This window comes from Myxococcus llanfairpwllgwyngyllgogerychwyrndrobwllllantysiliogogogochensis, from assembly GCF_006636215.1.
Lineage (GTDB): Bacteria > Myxococcota > Myxococcia > Myxococcales > Myxococcaceae > Myxococcus > Myxococcus llanfairpwllgwyngyllgogerychwyrndrobwllllantysiliogogogochensis.
The window spans coordinates 1-26606 of sequence record NZ_VIFM01000076.1; the positions used below are offsets into that span (position 1 = coordinate 1).

The following is a 26606-nucleotide window of genomic DNA, read 5'->3' on the forward strand; positions in this document are numbered from 1 at the left end:
GGCTGGGGATGGTGGGAGGCGGCGTCCTGGCACTGCTCGGAGGAACCCTCGTGGGGGACTGCGCGTTCATCGACGAGGATTGCGCCCTCCCCATCGTCGCGGGCTTCGCGGGCATGGCGCTGGGCTCGGCGATGGGGACCTACGCGGCCGGAAGCGTGATGAGGGGGCGCGGGTCGCTCCTGGCGACCGTGGTGGGCGGGCTGGCGGGCACTGGCGCGGGCGCGCTGGGGTTCTTCGCCAACGAAGGGGCAGACGCCTTCGGAATCATCACCCTCCTGGCCCTGCCTCCCATCGGCGCCATGCTGGGTTATGAGCTCTCCCGCTCAGAGCCGCCCGCGGTGTCTCGCTTTTCCCAGACACGCAGCCAGGGAGCGCCGCTGCCCACGTTCACCTTCCGGGTGACGCCTCACGGCGGGCTGATGGGTGGAGTCGCTGGCAGGTTCTAGCGAGGCTGAGACCACCGGTCACTTGCGTCGGCCAGCTGGCGTTCGGCTATTGTGGCCTCGCCAGTCATGCGCGGACTCGGGCCACTCGCGCATGTCATTCCTGGCCATTCCCACACCCCACCCTGAAGTGAAGTGCCCGGCCGGGCGCACGAGCTTTGGGTGTCTGTCATGACCGCTCGTCTCCCAACACTGTTCGTCGTCGCGTTGCTGTCCTTCACGTCCTTCGCCCAGGAAGGCCTCAGTCCCCCCCCTCACCTCGGCGAATGAAGACAACCCGAGCGGCGTGCGAGGCGCCTCCACGCCCTTAGACACCCGCGTCCGACTCGCGGGAACGCTGCTGGGCGGCGCCGCGGGCACCGCCGCTGGCGGAACCATTGGAGGGCTCTTCTCCATGGGCAAGCTCACCAGCTGCGGCTCCTTCCCCGCCACCATCCACTGCGGACAAAGCCTGGTTCCCATCTTCATCGGCATGGCTGGCGGCGCCGGCATCGGGGTCTTCGCCACGGGCCGGGCCCTCGGGAGCAACGGCGACTTCGCGCTCAGCGTGCTGGGCGGCGGGCTCGGCACGGTGGTCGTTGCCCTGATGACGGGGGACAACGCGCCGGGCGAACCGCTCGTGACCGAGGGAGGCACGCACATCGTGCTCAGTCTGCTGATTCCCGCCGCGGGCGCGCTCCTGCTCAACGAGCTGTCGCACCGATTCAGCGGGGGTGGGCTCTCCGCGCGAAGTCCGCGGCGAGACGAGGGGCTCCCGGTCGCCCCCACCGTGGGCGCGTCGAGGGATGGCGGCTTCGCGGGACTCGTCGGCCGGTTCTGATTCGACCCATCCCCCTGGAGAAAGCGTGGCATCGCGGCGTGAGCGCGCACCGTCAGTCGGTGCACGCTCCGGCGTCCATGAGCGCGCCCTCGGAAGGCTGGATTCAGCACGGGGGCAGCATCCATCAACCGTCAATCCGAGGGGGATTGTCTTGTCATTGATTCTAACTCAAGTTCCACGAAGCCTGGCTTTCGTCGTCATGCTGGCACTGCTGGCCACGGGCACCCGGGCAGCCGCCGCGAGGACCCCTCCACCGCCCCTGATTCTCGGTAGCAGCCAGTCCCAGTCCGTCGTGCCCTCGCGCGGCACCGCGCGGTTGGTGGTGAGGGCACGTGATCCCCAGGGCGGTCGAATCAATTTCACCTGGACCGCCACCATGGGAGAGCTGAGCACCCAGCTGAACGGCGAGGACAGCAGCGAAATCACCTGGACCGCCCCGGACTGCATCATCCCCGGCAGCGCCCCCGTGAAGGTCACCGTCACCAACGCACAGGGCCTCTCCTCCGAAGTGGACTTCTCCTTCCAAGTGGGCCCCACCCTCAACGACGACCACCAGCCCCCTTTCGCGGAAGGCCAGTTCCAGTCCCTCGACAACGTGTCCCTCCTATCGAACTCGGCGCTGAATTATCCGGAGCCGCTCCTCTCCGTTTTCGGCGGCGAGTTGATGATGTTCGCCTCGGACGTCGAGCTGTCCCTGTCCTTCCTGAGCACCGACGCCCTGGCATCCCATTCGCTGGGCTGGATGTACTACGACGACCTCATCGCGCGCGGCTATGTCGACACCCGCGGGACCCCCGAATACTCCGGCGACGACTTCCTGAGCGACGCCAACAACAACGGCATCACCGACCTCCACGAGGACATCTACAACCTCGCGCCTCCGTCCGGCTTCCATGCATCACGGCCCTACATCGGCACGACTCGCCGCTGCTCCCAACCCTTCCTCTCGGTCAATGGCTTCCTCAGCCAGCCGGAACTGGCGATGGACCGAACCTGCAACCCGGTCTTCTCGCCCGATGTCCTGCTCGCGGACGCCCGACCGGGACAGACAAACAACCTCATCCCCGTGGATGTCGTCGGCGCACTCGCTGTCGCGCAGACTCCATCCACCGGCTTCTCGGACGGAGGCCTCTTCGCGCGCATCCCCAATCTGCTCGAGCCCGCGGCGCCCGCGAATGCCAACATGGGACTCGGGCATCTGGCCTTCCTGTTGACTGACGACGACCCCAACAGGACCACCTTCAAACAACTGGGCCCGGTCCAAGACCGGAGCGAGTCCTTCGAGGACGGCCTTCCCGACTACGACACCTCCGCGTACACGCCGGACGGAGTGCTTCGGACCACCAACCCGGACCCTGGCATCACTCCGGCCGACCGCACCGTGAAGCTGGGGCGCATCCAGGCGGGACGGGAGATCGTCTTCTTCCTCGTCACCTATTACGACGCCACCCACGACCCGAACGGTGACGGCACGGTGTATCCCTGCCTGATGAAGGCGATAGATGGCCGGTGCAGCCTGCACCTGAAGACCTCCACGTCCGTCTTCTTCTCGAAGCCGGGTTGGAACCTGGATCAGGATGCCCGCGGAACCTCTCCGGTGGCCCAGTACAACCTGGGTTGTGCGCGTGACCCGCGCTGCAATCCCATCAGGCCCATGGACTACACCTGCCCCGATGCCTCCACCAGCCAGCCGCTCTGTGGTTGGCTCCAAGAGACCTCCCACGACCTGCTCGGGACGCCCGCCTATGGAAACCTCGTCCTGCCGAAGGCGCGAAGCTGGGTGCCCAGGGTCAGCAACGGCAACATGCCGCACTTCCAGGTGCAAGCGGTGACCACGAGCCCGGGCAGCTGGATCCTCGGCATCGAGGACCTCAACGGAGGAGGCGATCGGGACTTCACGAACGTGGTGCTCCTCCTTCAGGCCACTCGCGTGCCAGGCAACGTCCGCTCCAACGTCATCAGCCCCGCCCTGGATGGCCAGTGCGCCATCTCCCGCCTGCGCGTTCGCAAGACCGACTGGGCTCCCCTGGAGTGCCAGCAATCAGCGAGCACCTTCGGCATCGCGTACGCCGTCGCCTCGGACTGCAACGTGTGCGCGAATGGGAGCTGCCAGACGAATCCCGCGCCCACCTGGTTGAACGTACCCTTCGAGCCCGGACAGAACGAAGCCGTGATGAGCCTTCCGCCGTCCGGAGGTTCTCAGCTCTGCTGGAAGGCCCGGCTCACCCACCCGAATTTCTGGTGTCCGTTGGTTATCTCCAACGTGGACATCGGCTACGAGCTGGGCTTCACGCCCCTGAGTCCAGTCCCCGCGACGCACTGACGCTCGGCGACGAGTCCCTTCGTGACGGGGACTCGTCGTCCGTCAGGGCTTCGACTCCGCCACGGAGGAGTCCGCCGGCGTCAGCTCGGAATAGACGCCGTCCTTGAGCTGGTAGCGCGTCTGGGCCTTCGTCGTCAGCACATTGCCGGACTCATCCTCCTGCTCATCGGTCCTCACCATCGTGAGTTCCTTCTTCCGCGCCTGGAAGGAGACCTCGTATCGGGAGACACCGGGAGCCTCCGACACGCCCTCCAGCAACAGCGCCAGCTTCGCCGTGCCCAGGACACCCTTCTTGTTCCCTGGCACGGTGTAGCTCACGTACGTGGTGCTGTAGTCGCCACACTCCTCGGGGGTGGAGTCCACCCGCAGCAGGACGACTCCCGCGGTCTTCGAGGGAACGAGTGTCACCGCCGCCGGTCCGCCACTGACCTGGCGCCAGTTCTCCCCCGCGGGCCTGGCGTCCACGCTGCTGACTCGGAAGGGAGGCTTCAGCTTCGGCTCCAGGACCCGGACGCGAATCTTGAAGTCCCCACTCATCACCACCGTGGCGACCTCCTTCTCTCCGTCCCCGTCGAAGTCCTCCTCGAACCGGAAGGGCGTCAGCGTGTTGCCGAAGAGCCAGCCCCGCAAGACCGCGTCGTCCGCCTTCTCCGCGGTGCCCTTCGTGTCCACATGCTCCACCGAGTACCAGTGGTTGACGTACTCCCCCACCTTCAGACGCGCCGTGCCACGCTCCTGCACTCGCACGGCCGCGCCCAGGGGCAGCACGGCGACCACCGCCGCCTCCGTCGAGGGTTCCTTCCGGAGGTTCGCCTCATCCACCCCCACGAACAATGTCTCCAGTTCGCAGGACGGCTCCCAGGTCGTGAAGGCGAATTGCTCCGGCGTGCGCTGCTGCCCCTCCTTCACCTTTTCGGCGGTGTAGTGGAGCGAGGGCGCGGACGTCTGCGTCAGGAGCAACGACAGCCACAAGCCGGGAAACATGCGGAACCATCCCTGGTGGGAACAACCCGCGCCCTTTCTCCAACACCCCCTCCCCTCGAAGCAAGGCCCCGCACCCAATTCCTCTCATGCGGCCCCGGTGACACGATGAGCCGAGTCACACGAAGGGAGGACAGCCGGGTCGCATACCGGACGGCCGGGTTGGTGCGGCTCACCCTCCCCCGCACCTCGCCGCATGACACCCACTTCCGTCAGGGTTAGCGTGGCGCGCGTGATGAGCCAAGCCCTGCCCCTCTCCCTGTTGCTGGCCACCTCGATGCTCGCCGGCTGCCACCATGCGCGGCGCCCCGAAGCTCGCACCGTGGGCTCGGTGGCGAGCAGCCTCTTCGCCACCCTGGAGGACGAGGGCGCGCTCGCGAGCGCCTTCGTGCTGGACGCGCGAACCGGCGAGCCACTGTTCGCGCACCGGGAGCACGTCCGGTTGCTGCCCGCGTCCACGATGAAGGTCGTCTCCACCGCGTCGGTGCTCTCCGCGCTCGGTCCGGACTTCCGCTTCCAGACGCCGGTGACGCTGGAGGGCACGCTGACGAACGGGCTGTACCTTGGCGACCTCGTGGTGGACCCCTCGGGTGACCCGTCGCTGGGCTCGTGGCGTTTTCCGGAGACGGCGCTCGCCTGCGAGCAGGTCGCGGACGCGCTCCAGGCGCGCGGCGTCCAGCAGTGGCGCGGACAGGTGCGCGTGCGAGGCACCGACGACGTGGAGGCCGCCTTCGGTCCGGGCTGGGCCTGGGATGACGCCGCCTATGCCTACAGCGCCGCCCCCACGCCCTTCGTCTTCCGGGAGAACGTCGTGGACCTCGCGCTGTCCCGCGCGGACGGCGCCGACTGCGCGCTGCCTCCCACCGTGCAGCTCACCCCGGCCTTCGCCACGCTCTCCGCCGTCGTCCGCGTGGACCCGAACGCGGAGCGCGCGAACCTCTCCTGCACGCGCCAGCGCGGTGCCCCCGGCGTGCGCTGCGTGTGGCGCTCCCCCGTCAACCAGTGCCCCCGCTCCGCCGCGGTGAAGCTCTCCGTGGACGAGCCCCAGGTCCTCTTCTCCGCCTGCGTGGAGGAAGCCCTGCTCAAGCGCGGCGTGCCCCGCCTGCCCGCCACCCTGGAGGCTCCCGGCCCCCTGCGCCCGCCCGTGCCGGAGCCGCTCGTCACCCTGGTCAGCCCGCCCCTGTCGGAGCTGGTGAAGGCCACCAACAAGGAGTCCCTCAACCTCTACGCGGAGCGGCTGGGCCTGCGCTTCGCGCGCGAGCGCAGCGGCACGGAGGGCTACGCCACGCTGCGCACCGCGCTGGCCGAGGAGCTCACCCGTCGCGGCATCCCCGCCCGGGACCTGCGCCCCGTCGATGGCAGCGGCCTGTCCCGCTACAACCTGGCCACCGCGCGAGGCCTGGCGCGCGTGCTCTTCACCAGCCTGCGAGAGCCCTACGGCGCCGCGCTGGTGGACAGCCTGCCCGTGGCCGGCGTGGACGGCACGCTGGCCACCCGCCCCGTCACCGCCATCACCGCGGGCCGCATCCGCGCCAAGACGGGCACACTCTCCGGACAGAAGTGCTTCGCGGGCGTCGTGGACCGGCCCGGTGACGCCGAGCACCCGCGCGTCGTCTTCGCGCTGATGCTCGGCAACATGGACGAAACCACCGCCCTCCCCGCCAACGAGGCCTTCGATCGCTTCGCCGCCGCCCTGGTCGAGCTTCCCCTGCGCGCCCCGTGACGACGGGCGTTCTCGAATTCCCCGGCGGCTTTGACGCAGCGCACGCCTGGAAGCAACCCGAGGGAACACGGGCTCCGTGGCGACATTCCCCTGTCGGGAACCGACGCCCCGGAGGATAGGACGTGGCAGGCTGCGTCCGCCTTTCCCTATCCCCGAGGTGAACATGAAGCTGACAACCGCACTGGCCGCGGCGGCACTGCTGCTGCCACTCACGTCCCCGGCCGCAGGCAAGGGCGCGTCCAAGCCGCCCGTCACGGAGAAGAAGGAGGTCGTCGACACCTACCACGGCACGGAGGTGAAGGACGCCTACCAGTGGCTGGAGGCCACCGATGACGCGAAGGTGAAGCAGTGGAACGACGCCCAGAACGCCCACACGCGGGCCATCCTGGACAGGCTGCCCGGCCGCGAGGGCATCCGTCAGCGCGTCGCCGAGCTGCTGTCCTGGAAGTCCCCGGGCTACGCGGGTTTGACGGAGGCCAATGGCACCCTCATCGGCGTCAAGTATCAGCCGCCCCGGCAACAGCCGTACGTGGTGGTGATTGGCTCCGCTGACGACACGTCGAAGGAGCGCTCGCTGCTGGACCCCATGGTCATCGACCCGTCGGGCCACACCACCATCGACTTCATCGAGCCCACGCTGGACGGCAAGAAGCTGGCGGTGTCGCTGTCGAAGAACGGCACGGAGAGCGGCGACGTCTCCGTCTATGACGTGGCCACGGGCAAGCCGCTGCCGAACGAGGTCGTCCCTCGCGTCAACGGCGGCACGGCGGGCGGTGGCCTCGCGTGGAACGCGGACGGAACGGGCTACTTCTACACGCGTTATCCGCGCGGCGAGGAGCGCCCGGCGGAGGACCGGGACTTCTTCCAGCAGGTGTACTTCCACAAGCTGGGCACGCCCACGGAGAAGGACACGTACGCGCTGGGCAAGGACTTCCCGCGCATCGCCATGACGGAGCTGGAGACATCGCCCGACGGCAAGTTCATCACGGCGATGGTCGCCAACGGCGACGGCGGCGAGTTCATGCTGTACCTCCACGGCCCCGACGGGAAGTGGGCGCAGGTGACGAAGTTCGCGGACAAGGTCATCCGCGCCCGCTTTGGCCATGACGGCGCCATCTACCTGCTCAGCCGGCAGGACGCGCCGCGCGGCAAGGTGCTGCGCCTGGCCCTGGCCACCCCGACGCTGGACAAGGCCACGGTGCTGCTGCCCGAGGGCGAGGCCAGCGTCCAGGGCTTCTTCCCGACGAAGTCGCGCCTGTACGTGAGCGAGCAGCTCGGCGGCCCGTCGCAGCTGCGCATGGTGGACCTGAAGGGCAAGGACCTGGGCCTGGTCCCCACCCCGCCGGTGTCGTCGGTGGGCGGACTGGTGAGCGCGGGCGGCGAGGACATCTACTTCAGCAACTCCAGCTTCGTGCAGCCGCAGGCCTGGTACCGCTTCACGCCCGCGGACGGCAAGGTGACCAAGACGGCCCTGGCCAAGACCTCGCCGATGGACGTGAGCGACGTGGAGGTGGTGCGCACCGAGGCCACGTCGAAGGACGGCACCAAGGTTCCGCTCACCATCCTCAAGAAGAAGGGCACGAAGCTCAACGGCACCAACCCGACGCTGCTCACCGGCTACGGCGGCTTCAACATCTCCATCAGCCCGGGCTTCAGCCCGCTGGCGGGCCTGTGGCTGGAGCAGGGCGGCGTCTACGCCATCGCCAACCTGCGCGGCGGCTCGGAGTTCGGCGAGAAGTGGCACGCCGAGGGCTCGCTGACGAAGAAGCAGAACGTCTTCGACGACTTCTATGCCTGCGCGAAGCTGCTGGTGGACCAGAAGTACACGCAGCCCAAGAAGCTGGCCATCCAGGGCGGCAGCAACGGCGGCCTGCTGATGGGCGCCGTCGTCACCCAGCACCCGGAGGCGTACGGCGCCGTGGTGGCCCGCGTGGGCCTCTACGACATGCTGCGCTCGGAGCGCACGTCCAACGGCCAGTTCAATGTCACCGAGTACGGCACGGTGAAGGACCCCGAGCAGTTCAAGGCGCTGCTGGCCTACTCGCCCGTCCACAACGTGAAGGACGGCACGAAGTACCCGCCCGTGCTGTTCACCTCCGGCGCCAATGACCCGCGCGTGGACCCGTTCCACTCGCGGAAGATGGTGGCCCGGATGCAGACGGCCACGGCGGCCAAGAGCCCCATCCTGCTGCGCGCCGACGCCGAGACGGGCCACGGCTCCGGCACCCCGCTCAACGCCCGCATCGAGGAGGAGGTGGACGCGTACTCGTTCATCTTCAGCCAGCTCGGCGTGAAGTACCTGCCGCCGGCGAAGAAGGTCGCGGCCCCCAAGCCGCAGTAACACGCTGACGCTGGCGAGGCCCGCCCTGGACCTGGAGGAAACGCTCCGGGCCCGAGGTGGGCCTCGTCGTGTCAGGTGAAGGGCACGCGCTGGCCACGGACACCTGGAGCGCCAGCGCGCGCGGTGCCAGATTGCGCCGCATGGACCTGCTCCCGCTCGAAGCGCTCACGACTCCCGCCGCCCTCGTGGACCTGGACCGCGTGGAAGCCAACCTCGCGCGCGTGGCCGCGTACACGCGGGAGCACCGCCTGCACTGGCGCCCCCACACGAAGACGCACAAGACCGCGGAGCTCACCGCGCTCCAGCTCGCCGCCGGGGCCATGGGCGCCACCGTCGCCACGCCGCGCGAGGCCGCGGTCATGGCCACCGCCTGCGACGACGTGCTGCTGGCCTACCCACCCGTGGGCCCAAGCCGACTCGCGCAGCTGATGGCCCTGCCCCGGCGCACGCGGCTCACGGTGGCGCTCGACTCGGTGGAGGCGCTGGAGGGACTGGGCCACGCGGCCCGGGACGCGGGGCGAACCGTGGGGGTGCTCGTGGAGCTGGACCTGGGCATGCGCCGCGTGGGCGTGCAGAGCCCGGCCGATGCCGTGGCCCTGGCCCGCGCGGTCGCCGCCACGCCCGGCGTGACGTACAGAGGCATCATCTTCTATCCAGGCCACGTGCGCGTGCCGGTGGAGCAGCAGGAGTCCGCGTTGAAGGACCAGGGAGCGCGCGTGCGCGAGTTCGTGGACGCGCTCGCCTCCGAGGGACTCCGCCCCGACGTCGTCAGCGGAGGCTCCACGCCCATGCTGTGGCGCTCGCACGAAGTGGAAGGCCTGACGGAGATCCGCCCCGGCATCAACGTGCTGAATGACCGCAACACCGCCGCGCTCAACGCCTGCGCCTGGAACGAGTGCGCGTTCTCCGTCCTGACCACCGTGGTGAGCACCGCCGTCCCCGGCCAGGTGGTGGTCGACGCGGGCTCCAAGGCCCTGGCCAAGGAGGAAGGGCTCGCCCCGACGGGTGGCTATGGCGCACTCCTGGACAGGCCCGAGCTCGTCGTCCGGAGCGTCTCCGAGGAGCACGGCCTGCTCGACGTCTCTGGCACGTCCTGGCGCCCCCGCGTGGGGGACCGTTTGCGCGTCGTCCCCAACCACGTCTGCGCCGCCGTCAATCTGCACGAGCGGCTCCACGTGCTGCGCGGCGACACCGTGACGGCCACTTGGGCCGTCGCCGCGCGCGGCTGGTAGCTTCCGCTCACACCAGCTTGTCGAGCCGCTCCAGCTCGCGCGAGAGCACCGACTCCAGCTCGCGGATGTTGCGATAGACGATGCACCGGTAGGACGCGACGTCGAAGCGCAGCTCCTTCACGTCCCGGACCAGGAGCAGCGTGGGCCGCCCCTTGCCCCACGCGTAGCCGACCTCCAGGTACACGTTGGGGTTGGCCAGCGACAGGTCGGCGATGACGACCTTCGCCGTGTCGATGCGCTCCTTGATTCGCTGGATGATGGGCCCGTCGAACACGGCCTGGTCCACGCGCTCGCACAGCAGACCCGCCGCCTTCACGGGCCCCTGGATGCCGTAGTGGTACGTGTCCTCCAACTCGGGCGTGAAGGGCATCGCCACGAAGGCGTGAGGCTTTCCCATGGACACCGTGCCCGCGCTGGCCATGGACGGCGCCTGCACGAACGCGCTGCTGCGCCGCACCCGGAAACCTCCCCCTGGCAGCGTCTCCACGCCCGGCGTTCCACCCAGGCCCCGCTCCAGCGCCTTGCGCAGCCGCAGGGCACGGCGCATGTCCAGCTCCACCACCGTGAAGCGCTCCAACCCCTTGGGGCCCGTGCCGCGCTGGAAGGCCTCGATGAGTCCGCCCACGAAGGCCAGCACCGCCTCATCCTCGTCGAGCCCGTAGTTGGGGCCGTGCACCGTGCCCGCCACGTGTTTCACCGAGGCGTGCGCCTCCAGCGCCTTCAGCGCGCGCAACGCGAACTGGCGAATCTCGTGGTAGCCGAACTCGCCCAGCCGCACCGTGCCCATGAAGAGCGCCAGCGGCGAGGCCAGCGCGCCCTTCGTCTCCACGAAGCGGAATTCGCCCGGCTGCACCGCGACCTGCACCGGCGGCACGCCCACGGCCTCCAGCCGCCGTGACGCCTCGCCAGCCGCGCCGTACAGCTTTTGTGCATATTTGAACAAGGCGACATCCGCCGTCATCTCGGTGACGTCGCCCACTTCCAGCACCACGTCGAGGGCCGCGCTCATCCCTCGACTGTAGGGCCGCCGACTGTCCGGCCCCAACCTGGAACCCAACGGTCCAATCGCGAACGGGTGCCCGGGGACCCCCATGTTCCTGAGACTCGGGGTATGACCAGTCTAAAGAACTCCATTCACATTGTGATATGGAGCCCTGCGCACCCCGGAACACCCGGGGAACCCCACATCCCCTGAGGGGCCGTCCCGACGCAAAGTCTTTCAAGTCGGGAAAAGTGAAGGAGAGACAGATGGCGAGCATCGGTATCGTCGGCGCCGGCACTGCCGGACTGCACCTGGGTCTGAAGCTTCTCTCGCAGGGCATTCCCGTCACGCTCTACGCGGAGCAGGAGCCAGACGCCCTTCGCGCAGGCCGACTTCTGAACACGGTGACTCACCATGCGCCCACTCGCGCACGGGAGCGGGAGCTGTGGGTGGACTTCTGGGGCGCGCCGGAGCTGGCGATGAACCGCTGCGCCATCCACGTCCACGGGCCGCATCCGTTCAGCGTGAAGGGGCGCGTCCTCGAGCCGAGCCTCTGCGTGGACTATCGCCTCTATCAGCCCCGGCTCGCGGAGGCCTTCGTGGAGCGCGGAGGGCGACTGGAGGTCGCGCCGGTGGACAACGTCGCGCTGGAGGGCCTGACGCGGCGCCATGCGCTGGTGGTGGTGGCCTCCGGGCGCAATGGGCTCAACGCGCTGTTTCCGCGCGTGCCGGAGCTGTCGCCGCATACCCGGCCTCCGCGCGTGCTGTTCGCGGCGATCCTCAAGGGCCTGCGGATGCCGGAGCCCTTCGGCATGCACGTCAACCTGGTGCCGGGACAGGGCGAGGTCTTCGAGTCGCAGATGATCACCCGCCACGGCCGCGTCCCCAGCACGCTCATCGAGGCGGTGCCCGGAAGCGAGCTGGCGTCGATGATTTCCCTCAAGCGCGACGACGACCCCGCCGCCTTCGACGCGATGCTGCTGGACCTCATGCGCCGCCACGCGCCCGCCACCTACGAGCGCATCGACCCGACGGAGTTCGGCGTCCGAGGTCCGCTGGACTTCCTCCAGGGAGGCTTCACGCCCGTGGTGCGCCGCGCCTGGGCCCAGGTGGGCGAGGGCCGCTTCGTCATGGCGGTGGGCGACACCCATGTGACGAACGACCCCATCGCGGGCCAGGGCGCCAACGCCGCGTCGGCCTCCGCCTTCACGCTGGCCATCGCCATCCAGGACGCGCTCCTGTCCGAGCGCCCCTTCGACGAGACGTTCTGCCGAGACACGGAGGCGCGGATGTGGAGCGCCGTCGCCCCGGCGACGGACTGGACGAACGCGCTGCTCCAGCCGCCTCCGCCGCACGTCATCGACCTGCTGGTCGCCGGCAGCCGGGACAACCGGGTGGCCGACGCCATCGTCAGCGCCTTCATGATTCCCGAGCGCATCCTCTCCGCCTGTGCCTCGCCCGACGCCTCCGCGGAGTTCATCGCCCACGCGGGAACGCCGAGCGCGGATGTGCTGGCCGCGTCCGGAGCCCTGGGCTGGGACACCGGAGCCAGAATCCGGCCTCTCGCCGGCTGAGACTCGAAGTCCGGGCGAGGCGCCGTCGAAACGCTCCTGCGGGAGCGGCGGCGCTTCGCTATCCTCGCGAGCCATGCGATTTGGCATCGTCGGTTCGGGTGGAGTGGGCGGCTATTACGGCGCGAGGTTGGTGCGCGCGGGGCACGACGTGGGCTTCCTTGCCCGAGGCTCGCATCTGCGCGCCATGCGGGAGCGGGGCCTCACCATCCTCAGTCAGGAGGGGGACTTCACCGTCCCCGTCCGCGCCGAAGAGGACGCGGCGCGGCTGGGGCCGGTGGACGTGGTGGTGCTCGCGGTGAAGAACTACGACGTCGCCAGCGTGCTCGCCCAGGTGAAGACGCTGCTCGCCTCGAAGGAGCAGCCCTCGCACGGTGCTCCCGGCACGGTGGTCGTCACGCTCCAGAACGGCGTGGACAGCCCCTCCGAGGTGGCCGCCGCCGTGGGCGAGGCCGCGGTCATCGGAGGGACGACGTACATCTCCACCGCCATCACCGAGCCGGGCGTCATCCGTCAGGCGGGCACGCTGCACCGGGTGGTGCTGGGCGAGGCGTTCGGTGACATCTCGCGCGTCTCCCCGCGCGTCCAGGCGCTGCGGGACGTGCTCGCCCAGGCGGGCCTCAACGCGGAGGCGGTGGCCGACATCCGCGCGCCCCTCTGGGAGAAGCTCGCCTTCCTCGCCGCCATGTCCGGCTTCTGTACCGCCGCGCGCTCCTCGATTGGCCCCTTGAGAGAGGTCCCCTTCTTCCGGGAGATGTTCCGCGAGGCCGCCGCCGAGGTGCTCCGCGTCGCCGCCGCGGAGGGCGTCTCCACCACCACGCGTCCCGACGACGTGATGCGCTTCATGGAGGCGATGGCCCCGGAGATCCGCCCGTCGATGATGGTGGACTTCGACGCGGGCAAGCCGCTGGAGGTCGAATACCTCCAGGGCACGGTGGCCCGGCGCGGCCATGCGCTCGGCGTCCCCACGCCCGTCATGAGCACCCTGTACTCCGTGCTGATGCCCCACGTGCGCGGCGCGCGTCAGGGCTGAGCCTGTCCGTCCACCGACCGAGCGGGCCGACGGCCTGACGCAATCGTCCGCCGGATTTCGCATAGAGATGAGTGATGAGCGAGCCGAGCCCCCGTCCCACGCCGAGCCCTCCGTCGTCTCCGCCCCTGGGGCGAGTGGCGCTGCATGCCGTCGCCTCCGGGCTGACGCCCCTCATCCCCGTCCCCTTCCTGGATGACTACGCCCTCTTCCAGGTGCGCGAGCAGCTGGTCCGCTCGCTGTTGGAGGAGCGCGGGCTGCGCGCGCCGAACCAGGCCGTGGAGGCGCTCGCGGGCTCCAGTCTGGGCCGCACGCTGGGCGGGCGGTTGGCCAGCTACCTCAAGGGGATGATGCTGCTTCCGGTGAAGAAGCTCTTCCGGAAGGTCTTCTTCGTCCTGTGGGTGAAGGACTGCGTGGACGTGGCCTCCGTGTCCCTGCACCACGGCTACCTGCTCCACCACGCGCTGGAGCGCGGAGACCTGGACGCGCTGAGCCTGCAGGGCGACAAGCCTCGAGCCATCCACGCGGCCATCGTCGCGGCCTGCGCGGAGGTGGATGCCAGGCCCGTCAACCAGGCCCTGCGGCGCCTCTTCGCGAGCAGCCGGCTGCTGGTGGCGGAGGCCACGCGCGTGTTCCTCAACCCCAGGAACGTGGGCCCCCGCGCGCCCGAGCCGGGCGAGAGCGCGGAGGTGAAGTCGCTGGCGGACCGGCTGCTCGCCCTGCTGTGGGAGGAGCGCGGCTACTTCTCCACGCTGGAGGCGCACTACGTCCGCCACCTGGAGGCCGGGCCGGCCCCTGTCTTGAGCGCGACGTCAGGGAGCTGAGTCGGCCGCGCGCGCTTGCGTCTCCCGGATGCGCCGCGAGAAGTCCGGCTGGTTCGCCGCCGCCAGCGCGCGCGGGTTGATGAGGTGCCGCGCGCGCACCACTTCCAGCGGCGCGTCCGTCTCGATGAGCCCCAGCTCGTACGCCAGCGCGTCGGAGAAGGCTGGCAGCAGCGTGCGGTGGTCATAGGGCACCTTCACCGCGCTCACCTTCTCGAAGTGGTGCACCAGGTTGGTGGTGCAGTTGTTGGAGAGCGAGTTGTAGAACTCCGGCTTCGCGTGCAGCGCGTTCATCCGGGCCACCATGTCCAGGAAGAAGTCGGAGATGCGCTCCTTCGACGCGTTCACCGGGTAGAGGTACACGTCGTCATGCCGGTGGTTGGAGCGCAGCTGCACCAGGTCCCGCTCGTCCCCCACGACGTAGACGAGCTCGAACTGGCGGAACAGCCCTCCCACGGCGGAGAACGTCTCCCCCTTCTCGCGACGAATCTCCACGGAGAAGACGAGGTAGCGCCCATCCGAGAAGCCGAAGCTCACCATGGTGTGCGCGGCGCCGAAGAAGCCGGAGAACGGCTCCACGATGAACCACGCCCCCGTCAGCTCGCGCGCGTCATACGCGGCCGAGTACCAGGACGCATCCCAGTCCGTCGTGCTCCGGTAGCGGAAGTCGCGCACGTCGTGAATCGTCACCCGCGAGCCCTCCACGTCCGCGCGAGCCATCCGTGCCAGGTCCGGCGCCCAGTCGCGCTCGGTCGACGGCGCCTGGGACCAGGCCCAGACGTGAAGCCCCCCACACGCCGCGAGCACCACCGCCACCGCGCCCGACCGCGAGCCGAACCGCCGCCACACGACGAGGGCCAGGCCCGCCACGACCAGGGCACCCAATGCCCTGAGGAGGTGCGCCCCTTCGGGCCCCGCCCCTGTCAAGGCGAGCGCGAGCCCGACCCAGGCGGTCCCCCCGAAAAGCACCAGGGCGGTCAGGACGTTGGGGACGAGGGAGGGCAGTCGCATATCCGCCCAGTATTCCGCGCCCCCGGGCCGGCCGCCAAGGGCGGCGCAACCCCGTCCCGCCTGGCACCATGATAACCCGATAAGCAGCCTGTCCCCGGGTATCACTTCGCGCGGCAATGACGTATGAGAGCGGCGAGGGCCCGATTCTCAGGTCCCTCCGGGTCTCCGGGAGCCGTCGTGTCATTGCTCGCCCTGCTCTTCCAGAAGTCCAAACTCCCCATCATTCTCGCGGCGCTCCTGGGCATCCTCACGGGTGCATGCAGCGCGGCGCTCGTCGCGGTGATGAACCAGGCGCTGACGTCCCGGACGGTGGCGGACGCGCTGACGCTGATGCCCGCGTTCCTCGGCTTCGCGGTGGCGGTGCTGGTGCTGCGCATCGTGTCTCAGATGCAGCTCAGCTCCATGCAGCAGGTGGCCCTGCTGGACCTCCGGCTGTCGCTGTGTCGGCGCATGCTGGAGGCCCCGCTGAGCAAGCTGGAGAGCGCCGGGCCGCACAAGCTGTTGGCCGCGCTGACGGAGGACATCGCCGTCATCAACAGCACCATCTCCGTCATCCCCGGCGTCATCATCTGCCTGGCGACGCTCGCGGGCTGCCTCGTCTACCTGGCGTGGCTGTCCGGGCCGCTCCTGATGATGATCCTCGCGGTCATCGCCGTGGTGATGGCGAGCGTGGCCATCCCCAACCGCTACGCGTATTCGCAGTTCTACAAGCGGCGCGAGAGCCAGGACGCCCTGTACTCCAACTTCAGGACGCTCATCGACGGCGCCAAGGAGCTGCAGCTCCACCACGCGCGCAGCGAGGACTTCTTCAACAAGGAGCTCAAGCCGACGGCCGAGGAGGTCTCACGTGTCTCGCTGACGACCAACAACCTCTTCATCATCACCGGGAGCTGGGGCGGCTTCATGGTGATGGCCGTCATCGCCGTCATCCTCTTCGGCGTGCCCCGGTTCCAGACGGTGGAGATGTCCACGCTGGCCGCGTACGCGCTGGTGGTGCTGTACCTGCAACAGCCGCTCGACGGCCTGATGAACCAGTGGCCCGCCCTGTCTCGCAGCCACGTGGCGATGAAGAAGCTGGAGAAACTGGGCCTGTCGCTGGCGGACCCGGAGCCTCCCGCCGACGGCGCCGTGCCGACGAAGTTCGAGCGAGTCGAACTCGTGGACATCACCCACACCTACTACCGCGAGCAGGACGGCGCGACCTTCACCCTGGGCCCCATCAACACGATGATGCGCCGGGGCGAGCTGGTCTTCCTCGTGGGCGGCAACGGCAGCGGCAAGACGACGCTGGCCAAGCTGCTCACCGGACTGTACTCGCCGGAGAAGGGGGAGCTGCGAGTGGACGGCGTGCCCATCACCGCCGCCAACCGCCGCTCCTACCGCCAGCTCTTCTCCTCCGTGTTCTTCGACTTCCACCTCTTCGAGCGCATGCTCGGCCTGGACCAACCCGGGCTCGAGGAGAAGGCGAAAGGTTTCCTGTCCCGGCTCCAGTTGCAGCACAAGGTGCGCGTGGAGGACGGCAAGCTGTCCACGGTGTCGCTCTCCCAGGGACAGCGCAAGCGCCTGGCCCTGCTCACGTCGTTCCTGGAGGACCGCCCCATCTACGTCTTCGACGAGTGGGCCGCGGACCAGGACCCCCTCTTCCGCGAGCTGTTCTACCGGGAGATGCTCCCCGCGCTGAAGAACCAGGGGAAGCTCGTCTTCGTCATCAGCCACGACGACCGTTACTTCCACCTGGCCGACCGTCTGCTCAAGCTCGAATCAGGACAGCTCGTCTCCATGCCAGACACCGCCCCCACCGCCGTCTCGGCGTGAGCCGCGGGTGATACATCGCCCCACGTGATGTCTCGGCGTGAGCACCGGGTGATACAGCGTCCGACACCTTTCGCGGATGACATGCTGAGAGGTTTACGGCGGCAATCCGTGATAAGACTTATTGCAACGCAATCACCGTCTCGCGCTCCCATCGGGCTGGCCTGGAATGGCCTCGCCCACTTGAATCGAGGTTCTCCGAGTGGAGCTCACGCGGGTGGAGCATGCCGAGCTGTTCGTGGGCGACGCGGCGCTCTCCGCCTATTACTTCTGCCACGCGCTCGGCTTCCGGATGGTGGCCAGCGGTGGACCGGAGACGGGGCTGCCCGGCCGTCGCTCCTTCGTGCTTGAGCAGGGAGCCGCGCGGCTCGTCGTCACGTCCGCGCTGGGCGCCGAGGGTGAAGTCGCCGCGTACGTGCGGGCCCATGGCGACGGCGTGCGAGACATCGCGCTGGGGACACCGGACGCGCACACGGCCTTTCGCGAGGCGGTGAGCCGGGGCGCCCGGGCGGTGGCCGAGCCCTTCACCTACGAAGCCGATGGCCAGCGCGTGGTGAAGGCCACCATCGCGGGGCCAGGCAACTGGGTGCATTCGTTCATCCAGCGCGACACGCCGTCGGGTGCGTACCTCCCGGGCGCATACCTGCCGGTGGACGCGGGGCCCTCGGGCGGCGCGACGCTGTTCTCCGGGGTGGACCACTTCGCCTTCGCCCTGGAGCGGGGCCGGCTGCTGGACACGGTGGGGTTCTACGTGGACGTGCTCGGCTTCGCGCAGACGCACCAGGAAGACGTGCGCACCGAGTACAGCGGGATGAGCTCGCGGGTGGTGCAGGCCGCGGGGGGACAGGTGTGCTTCCCGCTGCAGGAGCCCGTCGCCGGTGCGCGGAGGGGACAGCTCGAGGACTTCGTCGACGCCCATGGTGGCTCGGGCGTGCAGCACCTGGCGTTCCTCGCGGACGACATCACCCGCGCGGTGGATGCGCTGACCCAGCGGGGCGTGGGCCTGCTCGACGCGCCCCGGGGGTACTACGAGGACCTGGAGGCGAGGCTCGGCACCCTGGGCCCGTTCCGCCGGGAGCTGCTCCAGGCGCGCAACATCCTGATGGACCGGGACGCCTGGGGCGTGCTGCTGCAGGTCTTCACCCGCTCCCAGCACGCGCGGCGCACCCTCTTCTTCGAGGTCATCCAGCGGCAGCAGGCCCGAGGCTTCGGTGGCGCCAACATCCAGGCGCTCTACGCGGCCAAGGAGCAGGAGGCCACGCGCGCCGCGGGCTGAGACGAGCCCGCGGCCACGCACGTCACATCACTTCCGGGGCTCCAGCGTCAGCGGCAGTCCGCCCCGGGGGAGCAGCGAGATGCCCGGATAGATGTCCACCTTCCGCCCGGGAATGGCGCGCAGGCGGAAGCGCTGGGAGACCATCGCCAGCACCAGCGCGCCGAACATCAGCGACAGGTTGTTGCCGATGCAGATGTGCTGGCCCGCGCCGAACGGAATGTAGGCGAACTTGTGGCGCGCCCCGCGCGACTCGGGGGCGAAGCGGTCCGGATCGAAGGTCTCCGGTGACGACCAGAACTCCGGGTGCCGGTGCAGCACGTAGGTGATGGCGACGACAACCGTGCCCGGCTCCACGCGGTAGCCACCCACGGTGTCCGCCTCCTTGGCCACGCGCACCAGCTTCCAGGCCGTGGGATAGAGCCGGAGCGTCTCCTCGAACACCTGCATGGCGTAGCGCAGGCGCGGCAGGGACTCCAGGGTCGGCGCCCCGCCACCGAGCACCGCCGCGCTCTCGGCGGCCAGCCGGTCGGCGATTTCCGGGTGGGTCGACAACAGATGCCAGGCCCAGGCCAGCGCGGCCCCCGCGCCTTCGTTCGCGGAGTAGAGGTTCATGAACTCGTCGCGCAGCTCCTTGTCCGTCATGCCCTCGCCGGTGTCGCGGTCCTTCGCCGCCAGCAGCATGGCCATGATGTCGTCCTCGGGACCGCCTTGCTTGCGCTGGACGATGACCTCCTTGGCCTTGCCATTGAGCAGCCGCAACGTGGCGAAGAAGTCCGCCCACTTCTTCTTGTAGATGGGCAGCCGCTCCAACTTCAGGAGCCGGTACAGGAACGAGCCGCGGTCGTTCAGCATCCACATCATCCGGCGCATGGCCTCCGCCGTCGGCTCGTCGGGCTCATCCGAGTACAGCGCCCGCGTCGTCATCCGCAGCGAGAGCACCCCCATCTCCTCCGCGATGTCGAACCGCCGCCCCGGCTCCCGCACGGCCTCCCACTGCGCCAGCTTGCGCTGGATGAGGTCCACCATGCCCGTCAGCAGGCCGGCCAGCCGCTCCCGGTGGAAGGCGGGCTGGACGAGCCGCCGCTGCCGCCGCCAGTAGTTCCCCTCGCTCACGAAGAGCCCGTTGCCCAGGAACGGGTCGTCCACCAGCTCCGGCTTCGCGTAGTTGGGGGCGTTCTCGGTGAGGAAGTACCGGACGTGGTCCGGATGACTCAACATGTAGGTGGGCTTGGCGTCCAACTTGAAGCGGACCACGTCACCATGCGCTCGGAAACTCTCGACGAAGAGACCCAACGGGTCTTTCTCGTGGCTCAGGAGGTTGCCCCAGATGGGGAGACCCCGGGGACCCGGGGGGTAAGACGAAGCTGGAGTCGAAGCCATGCGGTCTCGGGAGCGAATCTTTCCAGTTTATCAGAAGTGCCTGACCCCCTGACAAACCAAGGAGTTAGCGCGGTTCTAGGCTGACTAGACATTCCAGATAAAACAAGGGATGAAGGCAGAGGGCATGCTTCACCTCCGACCTAATTTTCCTCGTTCACGGCTCCCAGCAACGGTGCCGTGCCACCGCGCGGTAGCGGGCCTCTCGCGGCAGATCGGGGGGAGCTCCATGGCCGTACCTCCCGCGAGGCGGATTGTCGAATCCGCCCGCTGTTGAGGGGCGAGGTCTTCACCAGCAGCCAACTGGACTGAAGCGGTCCCAGGAGCGGCCTACTCCTCGGGCCCGCGGAACCAACTTCGCGAGCCGTCCGCCTGGGAGCAGGGATGAAACAGCGCAACGAGCCGTCACCGGGTGACTTTCTCCACCTCGTGGATCTGCTGTGCCATCGCGCGCAGACACAGGGTGATTCGCTGCTGTATCGCTTTCTCGAATCGGGAGACGTCGACGGCCCTATCGAGGAGTGGAGCTACGCACGGCTGGACACGCGGGCGCGCGCGCTGGGCGCGCTCTTGCGGGCTTCCGGGGCGCAGGGACAGCGTGCGCTGCTGCTGTATCCGCCCGGCATGGAGTTCGTCGCGGGCTTCATGGGCTGTCTCTACGGCGGCGTGGTGGCGGTGCCTTGTTATCCGCCGGACCCGACACGCCTGGAGCGCACCCTGCCCCGCCTGCGCGCCATCGCCCAGGACAGCGGCGCGCGCTACGTGCTCACCACGAGCTTCATCCTGGAGATGTCGGAGCTGTTCAAGCCGCAGGCGCCGGAGCTGGCGGAGCTGCCGTGGCTGGCCAGCGACGCGGTGCCGGAGTCTCAAGCGGCCGAATGGCGGCGCCCGGAATTGGAGGGCGGCACGCTGGCGTTCCTCCAGTACACGTCCGGCTCCACGGGCAATCCCAAGGGGGTGATGGTGAGCCATGCCAACATCCTCCACAACGAAGCGCTCATCTCCCGAGGGTTCGGGCTGGATGCGTCGCGCTCGTCGGGGATGGGCTGGCTGCCCATGTTCCACGACATGGGGCTCATCGGAAAAGTGCTTCAGCCGATGTATCTCGGCTTCCCCTGCACGCTGATGTCGCCCATCTCCTTCCTGCAGCGCCCGCTGCGGTGGCTGGAGGCCATCTCCCACTTCCAGGCGACGTGCAGCGGAGGTCCCAACTTCGCCTACGACTTGTGCGTGCGGAAGGCGACGGAGGAGGACCGGGCCAAGCTGAAGCTGGGCAGCTGGGACCTGGCCTTCAACGGCGCGGAGCCGGTGCGGCGCGAGACGCTGGAGCGCTTCGCGGACACCTTCGCGCCCTGTGGTTTCCGCAGCACGTCCTTCTACCCCTGTTACGGCCTGGCCGAAGCGACGCTCATCGTCACGGGTGGCACGCAGGGCGAAGCCTTCGTCCACGGACGCTTCACCGCGGAGTCGCTGGAGCAGGGTCGCGCGGAGGCGCCGGCTTCGGATGTGGAGGGCGCGCGCGTGCGCACGCTGGTGGGCGCGGGAATCAGCGCGCCGGATCAGCGGGTTCTCATCGTCCATCCGGAGACGCGTGAGCCGCTCGCGGCGAACGCCGTGGGCGAGGTCTGGGTGTCGGGTCCGAGCGTGGCGCAAGGCTACTGGGCAAGGCCCGAGGAGACGGCGCACGCCTTCGAGGCGCGGCTGGCCTCGGGCGAGGGCCCGTTCCTGCGCACCGGAGACCTGGCGTTCCTGTCGCCCGAAGGGCAGCTCTTCGTCACCGGACGGCTCAAGGACCTGCTCATCATCCGGGGCCGCAACCTGTATCCCCAGGACCTGGAGCTGGAGGCGGAGCGCGCCCACCGCGCCATCCGCGCCGGCTGCTGCGCGGCCTTCAGCGTGGACGTGGAGGGCGAGGAGCGGCTGGTGCTCGCGGCCGAGGTGGACGTGCGCGACGGCTTCGATGCCTCGGCCGTCGTGGCCTCGGTGCGCCGCGTGCTCGCGGAGCAGCACTCCGTCCACGCGCATGGCGTGGTGCTGCTCCAGGCGCGCAGCATCCCGAAGACGTCGAGCGGGAAGATCCAGCGGCGCGCGACGAAGGCCGCATACCTCGCGGGTGAGCTGGAGATCGTCGAGGCCTCCGTGACGGAGCCCGAGGTCATCGAAGCACCCGCGACGCCGTCCCTGCCCCTCAAGGAGCTGCTGGCCTCCGCGTCCGAGGCCGAGCGCCCCGCGCATGTCGCGGACTTCCTGCGGTACGCCGTGGCGCGCACGCTGCGCCTGGACGCCGCGAAGCTCCAGGGCCACACGGAGCTGGCGAGCCTGGGCCTGGACTCGCTGATGGTGCTGGAGCTGCACGGTCTGCTGGAGTCCGAGCTGGGCGTGGCCCTGCCCGCGGCCTTCCTCTGGACCAGCCCGACGTTGGAGTCGGCCGCCGCGCGGCTGTTGGAGGCGTGGCAGGGCATCCGGCCCGTGGCCTCGCTCGTCGCGCCGCCGCTGACCTCGGGGCCTCGCGAGGGTGAGCTGCCCATGTCGTCGGGCCAGCTGCGGCTGTGGTTCCTGGACCGGCTGGTCCCGGACAGCGCGCTCTACAACCTCCACTTCCAGCTGCGGCTCACGGGCCCGCTGGACGCGGAGGCCCTGCGCCGAAGCCTGGACGCGCTGCTGGCGCGGCACCCCATGCTGAGCGCGGCCTTCCCCGAGGTGGAGGGACAGCCGCGCCTGGTGACGCGTGCCCCCGCCCCGCTGGCGCTCCCCCGGTTCGACCTGCGCACGCTGGAGCCCGAGGTGCGCGAAGGAGAGCTGCGACGGCTGTCGCTGGAGCAGTCGCGAGAGCCCTTCCGGCTGGCCGAGGGTCCCTCCGTGCGCGCGTCGCTGGTGGCCCTGGGTGAGCACGAGCACGTGCTGCTGATGACGCAGCACCACATCGCCACGGATGGCTGGTCCATCGGCGTGCTGGCGCGTGAGCTGGCGGCGCTGTACCGGGCCCAGGTCTCCGGGGCCACCGCCGAGCTGCCGCTGCCCGCCTTCCGGTACACGGACTTCTCGCGCTGGCAGCAGGGTCTGGGCGCGCTGCTGGACGGACAGCGCGCGTACTGGGCGAAGCAGCTCGCGGGCCTGTCACGCCTGGAGCTGCCCACCGACTTCCCTCGCCCCCGGGAGCCGGGCTTCCAGGGCGCGCTGCACCGGCTCACGCTGGAGCGTCCGCTGGTGGAGTCGCTGCGCGCGCTGGGACGTCGCGAGGGCTGCACGCTCTTCGTCACCCTGTCGGCGGCCTGGGCGGCGCTGCTGCACCGCTACAGCGGGCAGGAGGACTTCGCCGTGGGCACCGTGGTGGCCAACCGCGAGCGCCCCGAGCTGCGTGACGTGGTGGGCTTCTTCGCGCACACGCTCGTGCTGCGCGCGAACCTCGCGGGCCAGCCGAGCTTCCGCGAGCTGCTCTCCCGGACGCGTCAGACCTTCCACGAGGCGCTGTCCCACGCGGACCTTCCCTTCGAGGAAGTCGTCGGCGCGGCGCGAGCCCCTCGGGGTGGCGCGGACAACCCGCTGTTCCAGACGGCGCTCTTGCTGGAGGCGCTGCCTCCCACGGACCTGACGGTGCCGGGCATGCAGTGGCAGCCGGTGCTGCCCGTGCCGGACGGAGCGGTAGAGGGCACGTCGAAGTTCGACCTCCAGCTGTCGCTCGCGGAGACGCCGGACGGCCTGACGGGTGCGCTCGAGTACCGCACGGACCTCTTCTCGTCCGCCACCGTGGCGCGCCTGGCCAGGCACCTGGAGACGCTGCTGCGCGCGGCGGTGGACTCCTCCGAGACGCGGGTGGAGGACCTGCCCCTGCTCGACGCCGAGGAGACGCGGCGGCTGCTGGTGGACTGGAATGACCTGACGCCCTCGGAGTCGGAGGACGACAACGCGTGCATCCACGCGCAGTTCCGCACCCAGGCGGCGAAGACGCCCGACGCGGTGGCCGTGGTGGGTGACGACGCGACGCTCACGTACGCGGAGCTGGACGCGCGCTCCAACGCGCTGGCGTGGCACCTGCGGCTGATGGGTGTCGGGCCCGAGGTGCGCGTGGGCCTGTGCGTGGAGCGCTCGGCCGCCATGGTCGTCGCGATGATGGGGGTGCTCAAGGCGGGCGGCGCGTACGTGCCCCTGGACCCGGACTATCCCCGCGAGCGGCTGGCGTACATGCTGGAGGACTCCGGCGCGGCCGTGCTGCTCACCGAGACGCACCTGGAGGGCACCGTGCCCCCGGGGAAGGCGCGCGTCGTGACGTTGGAGAGCGTGGCCCTGGCCGACGGCGAGCGGCGCGACAGCCCGCCCCCGTTCGGCATGAGCCCGGCCCACCTGGCGTACGTCATCTACACGTCTGGCTCCACGGGGCGGCCCAAGGGCGTGATGGTGCCCCACGGCGGCGTGGCCAACTTCTTCACCGCGATGGATGCGCGCATCGGCCATCAGCCCGTGGGCTCGTGGCTGGCCGTCACCAGCATCTCCTTCGACATCTCCGTGCTGGAGCTGCTGTGGACGCTCACGCGCGGCTTCAAGGTCGTGGTGCAGGGCGAGGGCGCATCCATCAAGGCGCCCGCCCGGGCCTCGGCCGCGAAGCGCAAGTCGATGGAGCTGAGCCTCTTCTACTTCGCGGATGACGCGGAGGCGTCGTCGGGAGACCGCTACCGGCTGCTGCTGGAGGGCGCGAAGTTCGCGGACCGTCATGGCTTCGCGGCGGTGTGGACGCCGGAGCGCCATTTCCACGCCTTCGGAGGCCTGTACCCCAGCCCCTCCGTGGCGGGCGCCGCCATTGCCGCCGTGACGGAGCGCGTGGCCATCCGCGCCGGCAGCGTCGTGCTGCCCCTGCACCACCCGGTCCGCGTGGCCGAGGAGTGGGCCCTCGTCGACAACCTGTCCCGGGGCCGCGTGGGCATCTCCGTCGCCTCCGGCTGGCACGCGAATGACTTCGTCTTCGCGCCCGAGCGCTACGAGAAGCGGCGCGAGCTGATGCTGGAGGGGCTGGACACGGTGCGCCGCCTCTGGCGCGGTGACACGCTGCGGATGACGGGCGGCGCGGGCGCGCAGGTGGACGTCACGCTGCGGCCCCGTCCGGTGCAGAAGGAGCTGCCGGTGTGGCTCACGGCGGCGGGCAACCCCGAAACGTTCCTCACGGCGGGACGCCTGGGCTGCCATGTCCTCACCCACTTGCTGGGACAGACGTGGGAGGACCTGGAGAAGAAGCTGGTCCTCTACCGCGATGCCTGGCGCGCGGCGGGCCACGCGGGTGACGGCCACGTCACGCTGATGCTGCACACCTTCATCGGCGAGGACGCCGCCAAGGTGCGCTCGGTGGTGGAGAAGCCCTTCCGCGACTACCTGCGCAGCTCCGCGGACCTGATGCGCGGCCTGGGGCAGACGCTGGGCGTGGACCTGAACACGGCCACCGAGGCGGATCTGGATCGGCTGGCGGCGCAGGCGTTCGAGCGTTACTTCGAGACGAGCGGTTTGTTCGGCACACCGCGCTCCGTGCGCGAGCAGATGGAGCGGTTGCGGGCCCTGGGCGTGGACGAGGTGGGGTGCCTCATCGACTTCGGAATCCCGGCGGACACGGTGCTGGCCAGCCTCCCCCTGCTCCTCGAGGTGAAGCTCCAGGCGGACCGCGATGGCCGTCGCTCCGGCACCGCGCGCTCCATCCCGCTCAACCTGCGCGAGCACGCCGTCACACACCTGCAATGCACGCCGTCGCTGGCGCGCGCGCTGCTGGCCGAGCCCGAGTCCTCCGAGGCGGTGGGCGGGCTGCGCCGGCTGATGGTCGGCGGCGAGGCCCTCCCCTCCTCCCTGGGTGCGTCGCTGCGCCAGGTCCTGGGCGAGGGCTCCGGGCTGCTCAACATGTACGGCCCCACGGAGACGACCATCTGGTCGTCCACGCACGACGTGAAGAGCGAGGCCGGGCCGGTGGTCTCCATCGGCACGCCGTTCCTGCGCACGCAGTTCTACCTGCTCGACGCGCGGCTGCGCCCGGTGCCGGTGGGCGTGCCCGGAGAGCTCTTCATCGGCGGCGCGGGCGTGGTGCGCGGCTACCTGGCACGTCCGGAGCTGACGGCGGACCGCTTCCTGCCGGACCCGTTCGCTCGCGAGCCGGGCGCGCGGCTGTACCGCACCGGAGACCGGGCTCGCTGGCGCGAGGATGGCACGGTGGAGTTCCTGGGCCGCGTGGACCACCAGCTCAAGGTGCGCGGCTTCCGCATCGAGGCGGGTGAAATCGAGGCGGTGCTCAGCGCGCGCCCCGAGGTCCGCGAGGCGGTGGTGGTGGCCCGCGAGGACACCCCGGGCGACGTGCGACTGGTCGCCTACGTGGTGGCGCGTGACGGACACGCCGTCGACGCGGCGGCGCTGCGCGATGCGGTGGCGCAGCGGTTGCCAGAGCACATGGTGCCGTCGCTGGTGGTGGACCTGCCGGCGCTGCCCCTCACGCCCAACGGCAAGGTGGACCGCAAGGCCCTGCCCGCGCCCACCGCGGCGCGCTCCTCACGCGCGGCCTACGTGGCGCCGCAGAGCCAGATCGAGCAGCAGATCTCCGAAATCTGGAAGGAAGTGCTCAAGGTCGAGCAGGTGGGCGTGAACGACAACTTCTTCGACCTGGGTGGGCACTCGCTGCTCATGGTCCAGGTGCACACACGACTCAAGGCGGCGCTCGGGGGCGAGCTGCCGCTGCTCAAGCTGCTGGAGCACCCCACCGTCAGCGCGCTCGCGCGTTTCCTGCGGCAGGGGACTCCGGCGGGTGCCTCATCGGTGGAGACGGCGCAGGACCGGGCGAAGCGCCAGCTCGAAAGCCTGAAACGACAGCAGCAACGGGCCAGGAAACAGGGGTAGGACTT

Annotated in this window: 15 protein-coding genes and 1 pseudogene; 12 read left to right on the plus strand and 4 right to left on the minus strand. The window is 69.7% G+C overall.

From position 1 onward, the window contains the following. The 3 genes and pseudogenes from FJV41_RS52390 to FJV41_RS20130 all read left to right on the plus strand — a co-directional run. A pseudogene (locus tag FJV41_RS52390) lies at nucleotides 1-446 on the plus strand (hypothetical protein); the annotation flags it as partial. 283 nt (nucleotides 447-729) lie between these two features. Next, nucleotides 730-1263 (plus strand): hypothetical protein, encoded by a 534-nt coding sequence (locus FJV41_RS20125; RefSeq protein ID WP_141644134.1) that lies wholly within the window; start codon nucleotides 730-732, stop codon nucleotides 1261-1263. A 199-nt stretch (nucleotides 1264-1462) separates the two neighbouring features. Beyond that, nucleotides 1463-3586, plus strand: a complete 2124-nt coding sequence (locus FJV41_RS20130) for a DUF4114 domain-containing protein (protein ID WP_141644135.1) — start codon at nucleotides 1463-1465, stop codon at nucleotides 3584-3586. Nucleotides 3587-3628: 42 nt separating this feature from the next. Here the strand turns inward: FJV41_RS20130 and FJV41_RS20135 are convergent, their stop codons facing one another. Next, a complete protein-coding gene (locus FJV41_RS20135; protein ID WP_141644136.1) occupies nucleotides 3629-4570 on the minus strand; it encodes an SH3 domain-containing protein in 942 nt (313 codons plus the stop codon). A 232-nt stretch (nucleotides 4571-4802) separates the two neighbouring features. On the opposite strand from FJV41_RS20135, the gene dacB reads away from it, so the two are divergent. From dacB to FJV41_RS20150, 3 genes are all read left to right on the plus strand, one after another. Continuing rightward, the gene (dacB, locus tag FJV41_RS20140) at nucleotides 4803-6290 is read left to right on the plus strand and encodes a D-alanyl-D-alanine carboxypeptidase/D-alanyl-D-alanine endopeptidase (protein WP_141644137.1); all 1488 of its coding nucleotides are present in this window, start codon (nucleotides 4803-4805) and stop codon (nucleotides 6288-6290) included. A 163-nt stretch (nucleotides 6291-6453) separates the two neighbouring features. Beyond that, entirely contained in the window at nucleotides 6454-8631 is a 2178-nt protein-coding gene (locus FJV41_RS20145) for a prolyl oligopeptidase family serine peptidase (RefSeq protein WP_141644138.1), read from the plus strand. A gap of 68 nt (nucleotides 8632-8699) precedes the next feature. Beyond that, nucleotides 8700-9863: an alanine racemase gene (locus FJV41_RS20150; RefSeq protein WP_246137300.1), complete on the plus strand. Its 1164-nt coding sequence runs from the start codon at nucleotides 8700-8702 to the stop codon at nucleotides 9861-9863. A gap of 7 nt (nucleotides 9864-9870) precedes the next feature. On the opposite strand, the gene FJV41_RS20155 is transcribed toward FJV41_RS20150, so the two are convergent. Next, nucleotides 9871-10872, minus strand: a complete 1002-nt coding sequence (locus FJV41_RS20155) for a TIR domain-containing protein (protein WP_141644139.1) — start codon at nucleotides 10870-10872, stop codon at nucleotides 9871-9873. Between the two features lie 239 nt (nucleotides 10873-11111). Between FJV41_RS20155 and FJV41_RS20160 the strand changes: the two genes are divergently transcribed. The 3 genes from FJV41_RS20160 to FJV41_RS20170 all read left to right on the plus strand — a co-directional run bounded on the left by FJV41_RS20160 (nucleotide 11112) and on the right by FJV41_RS20170 (nucleotide 14270). Then, nucleotides 11112-12419 (plus strand): styrene monooxygenase/indole monooxygenase family protein, encoded by a 1308-nt coding sequence (locus FJV41_RS20160; RefSeq protein ID WP_141644140.1) that lies wholly within the window; start codon nucleotides 11112-11114, stop codon nucleotides 12417-12419. A gap of 73 nt (nucleotides 12420-12492) precedes the next feature. Then, entirely contained in the window at nucleotides 12493-13449 is a 957-nt protein-coding gene (locus FJV41_RS20165; RefSeq protein WP_141644141.1) for a ketopantoate reductase family protein, read from the plus strand. A gap of 74 nt (nucleotides 13450-13523) precedes the next feature. Then, nucleotides 13524-14270: a hypothetical protein gene (locus FJV41_RS20170; RefSeq protein ID WP_141644142.1), complete on the plus strand. Its 747-nt coding sequence runs from the start codon at nucleotides 13524-13526 to the stop codon at nucleotides 14268-14270. Here FJV41_RS20170 and FJV41_RS20175 read toward each other — a convergent pair. Beyond that, on the minus strand, nucleotides 14259-15278 hold the full coding sequence (locus FJV41_RS20175; protein ID WP_141644143.1) for an Lnb N-terminal periplasmic domain-containing protein: 1020 nt from the start codon (nucleotides 15276-15278) through the stop codon (nucleotides 14259-14261). The two genes, FJV41_RS20170 and FJV41_RS20175, sit on opposite strands and share 12 nt — an antisense overlap. A gap of 177 nt (nucleotides 15279-15455) precedes the next feature. On the opposite strand from FJV41_RS20175, the gene FJV41_RS20180 reads away from it, so the two are divergent. Continuing rightward, on the plus strand, nucleotides 15456-17093 hold the full coding sequence (locus tag FJV41_RS20180) for a cyclic peptide export ABC transporter (RefSeq protein ID WP_141644144.1): 1638 nt from the start codon (nucleotides 15456-15458) through the stop codon (nucleotides 17091-17093). 199 nt (nucleotides 17094-17292) lie between these two features. Further along, on the plus strand, nucleotides 17293-18366 hold the full coding sequence (gene hppD, locus FJV41_RS20185; RefSeq protein ID WP_181790794.1) for a 4-hydroxyphenylpyruvate dioxygenase: 1074 nt from the start codon (nucleotides 17293-17295) through the stop codon (nucleotides 18364-18366). A gap of 27 nt (nucleotides 18367-18393) precedes the next feature. On the opposite strand, the gene FJV41_RS20190 is transcribed toward hppD, so the two are convergent. Next, a complete protein-coding gene (locus FJV41_RS20190) occupies nucleotides 18394-19746 on the minus strand; it encodes a cytochrome P450 (RefSeq protein WP_141644146.1) in 1353 nt (450 codons plus the stop codon). Nucleotides 19747-20127: 381 nt separating this feature from the next. On the opposite strand from FJV41_RS20190, the gene FJV41_RS20195 reads away from it, so the two are divergent. After that, the gene (locus FJV41_RS20195; RefSeq protein ID WP_141644147.1) at nucleotides 20128-26601 is read left to right on the plus strand and encodes a MupA/Atu3671 family FMN-dependent luciferase-like monooxygenase; all 6474 of its coding nucleotides are present in this window, start codon (nucleotides 20128-20130) and stop codon (nucleotides 26599-26601) included. Nucleotides 26602-26606 lie beyond the last annotated feature (5 nt).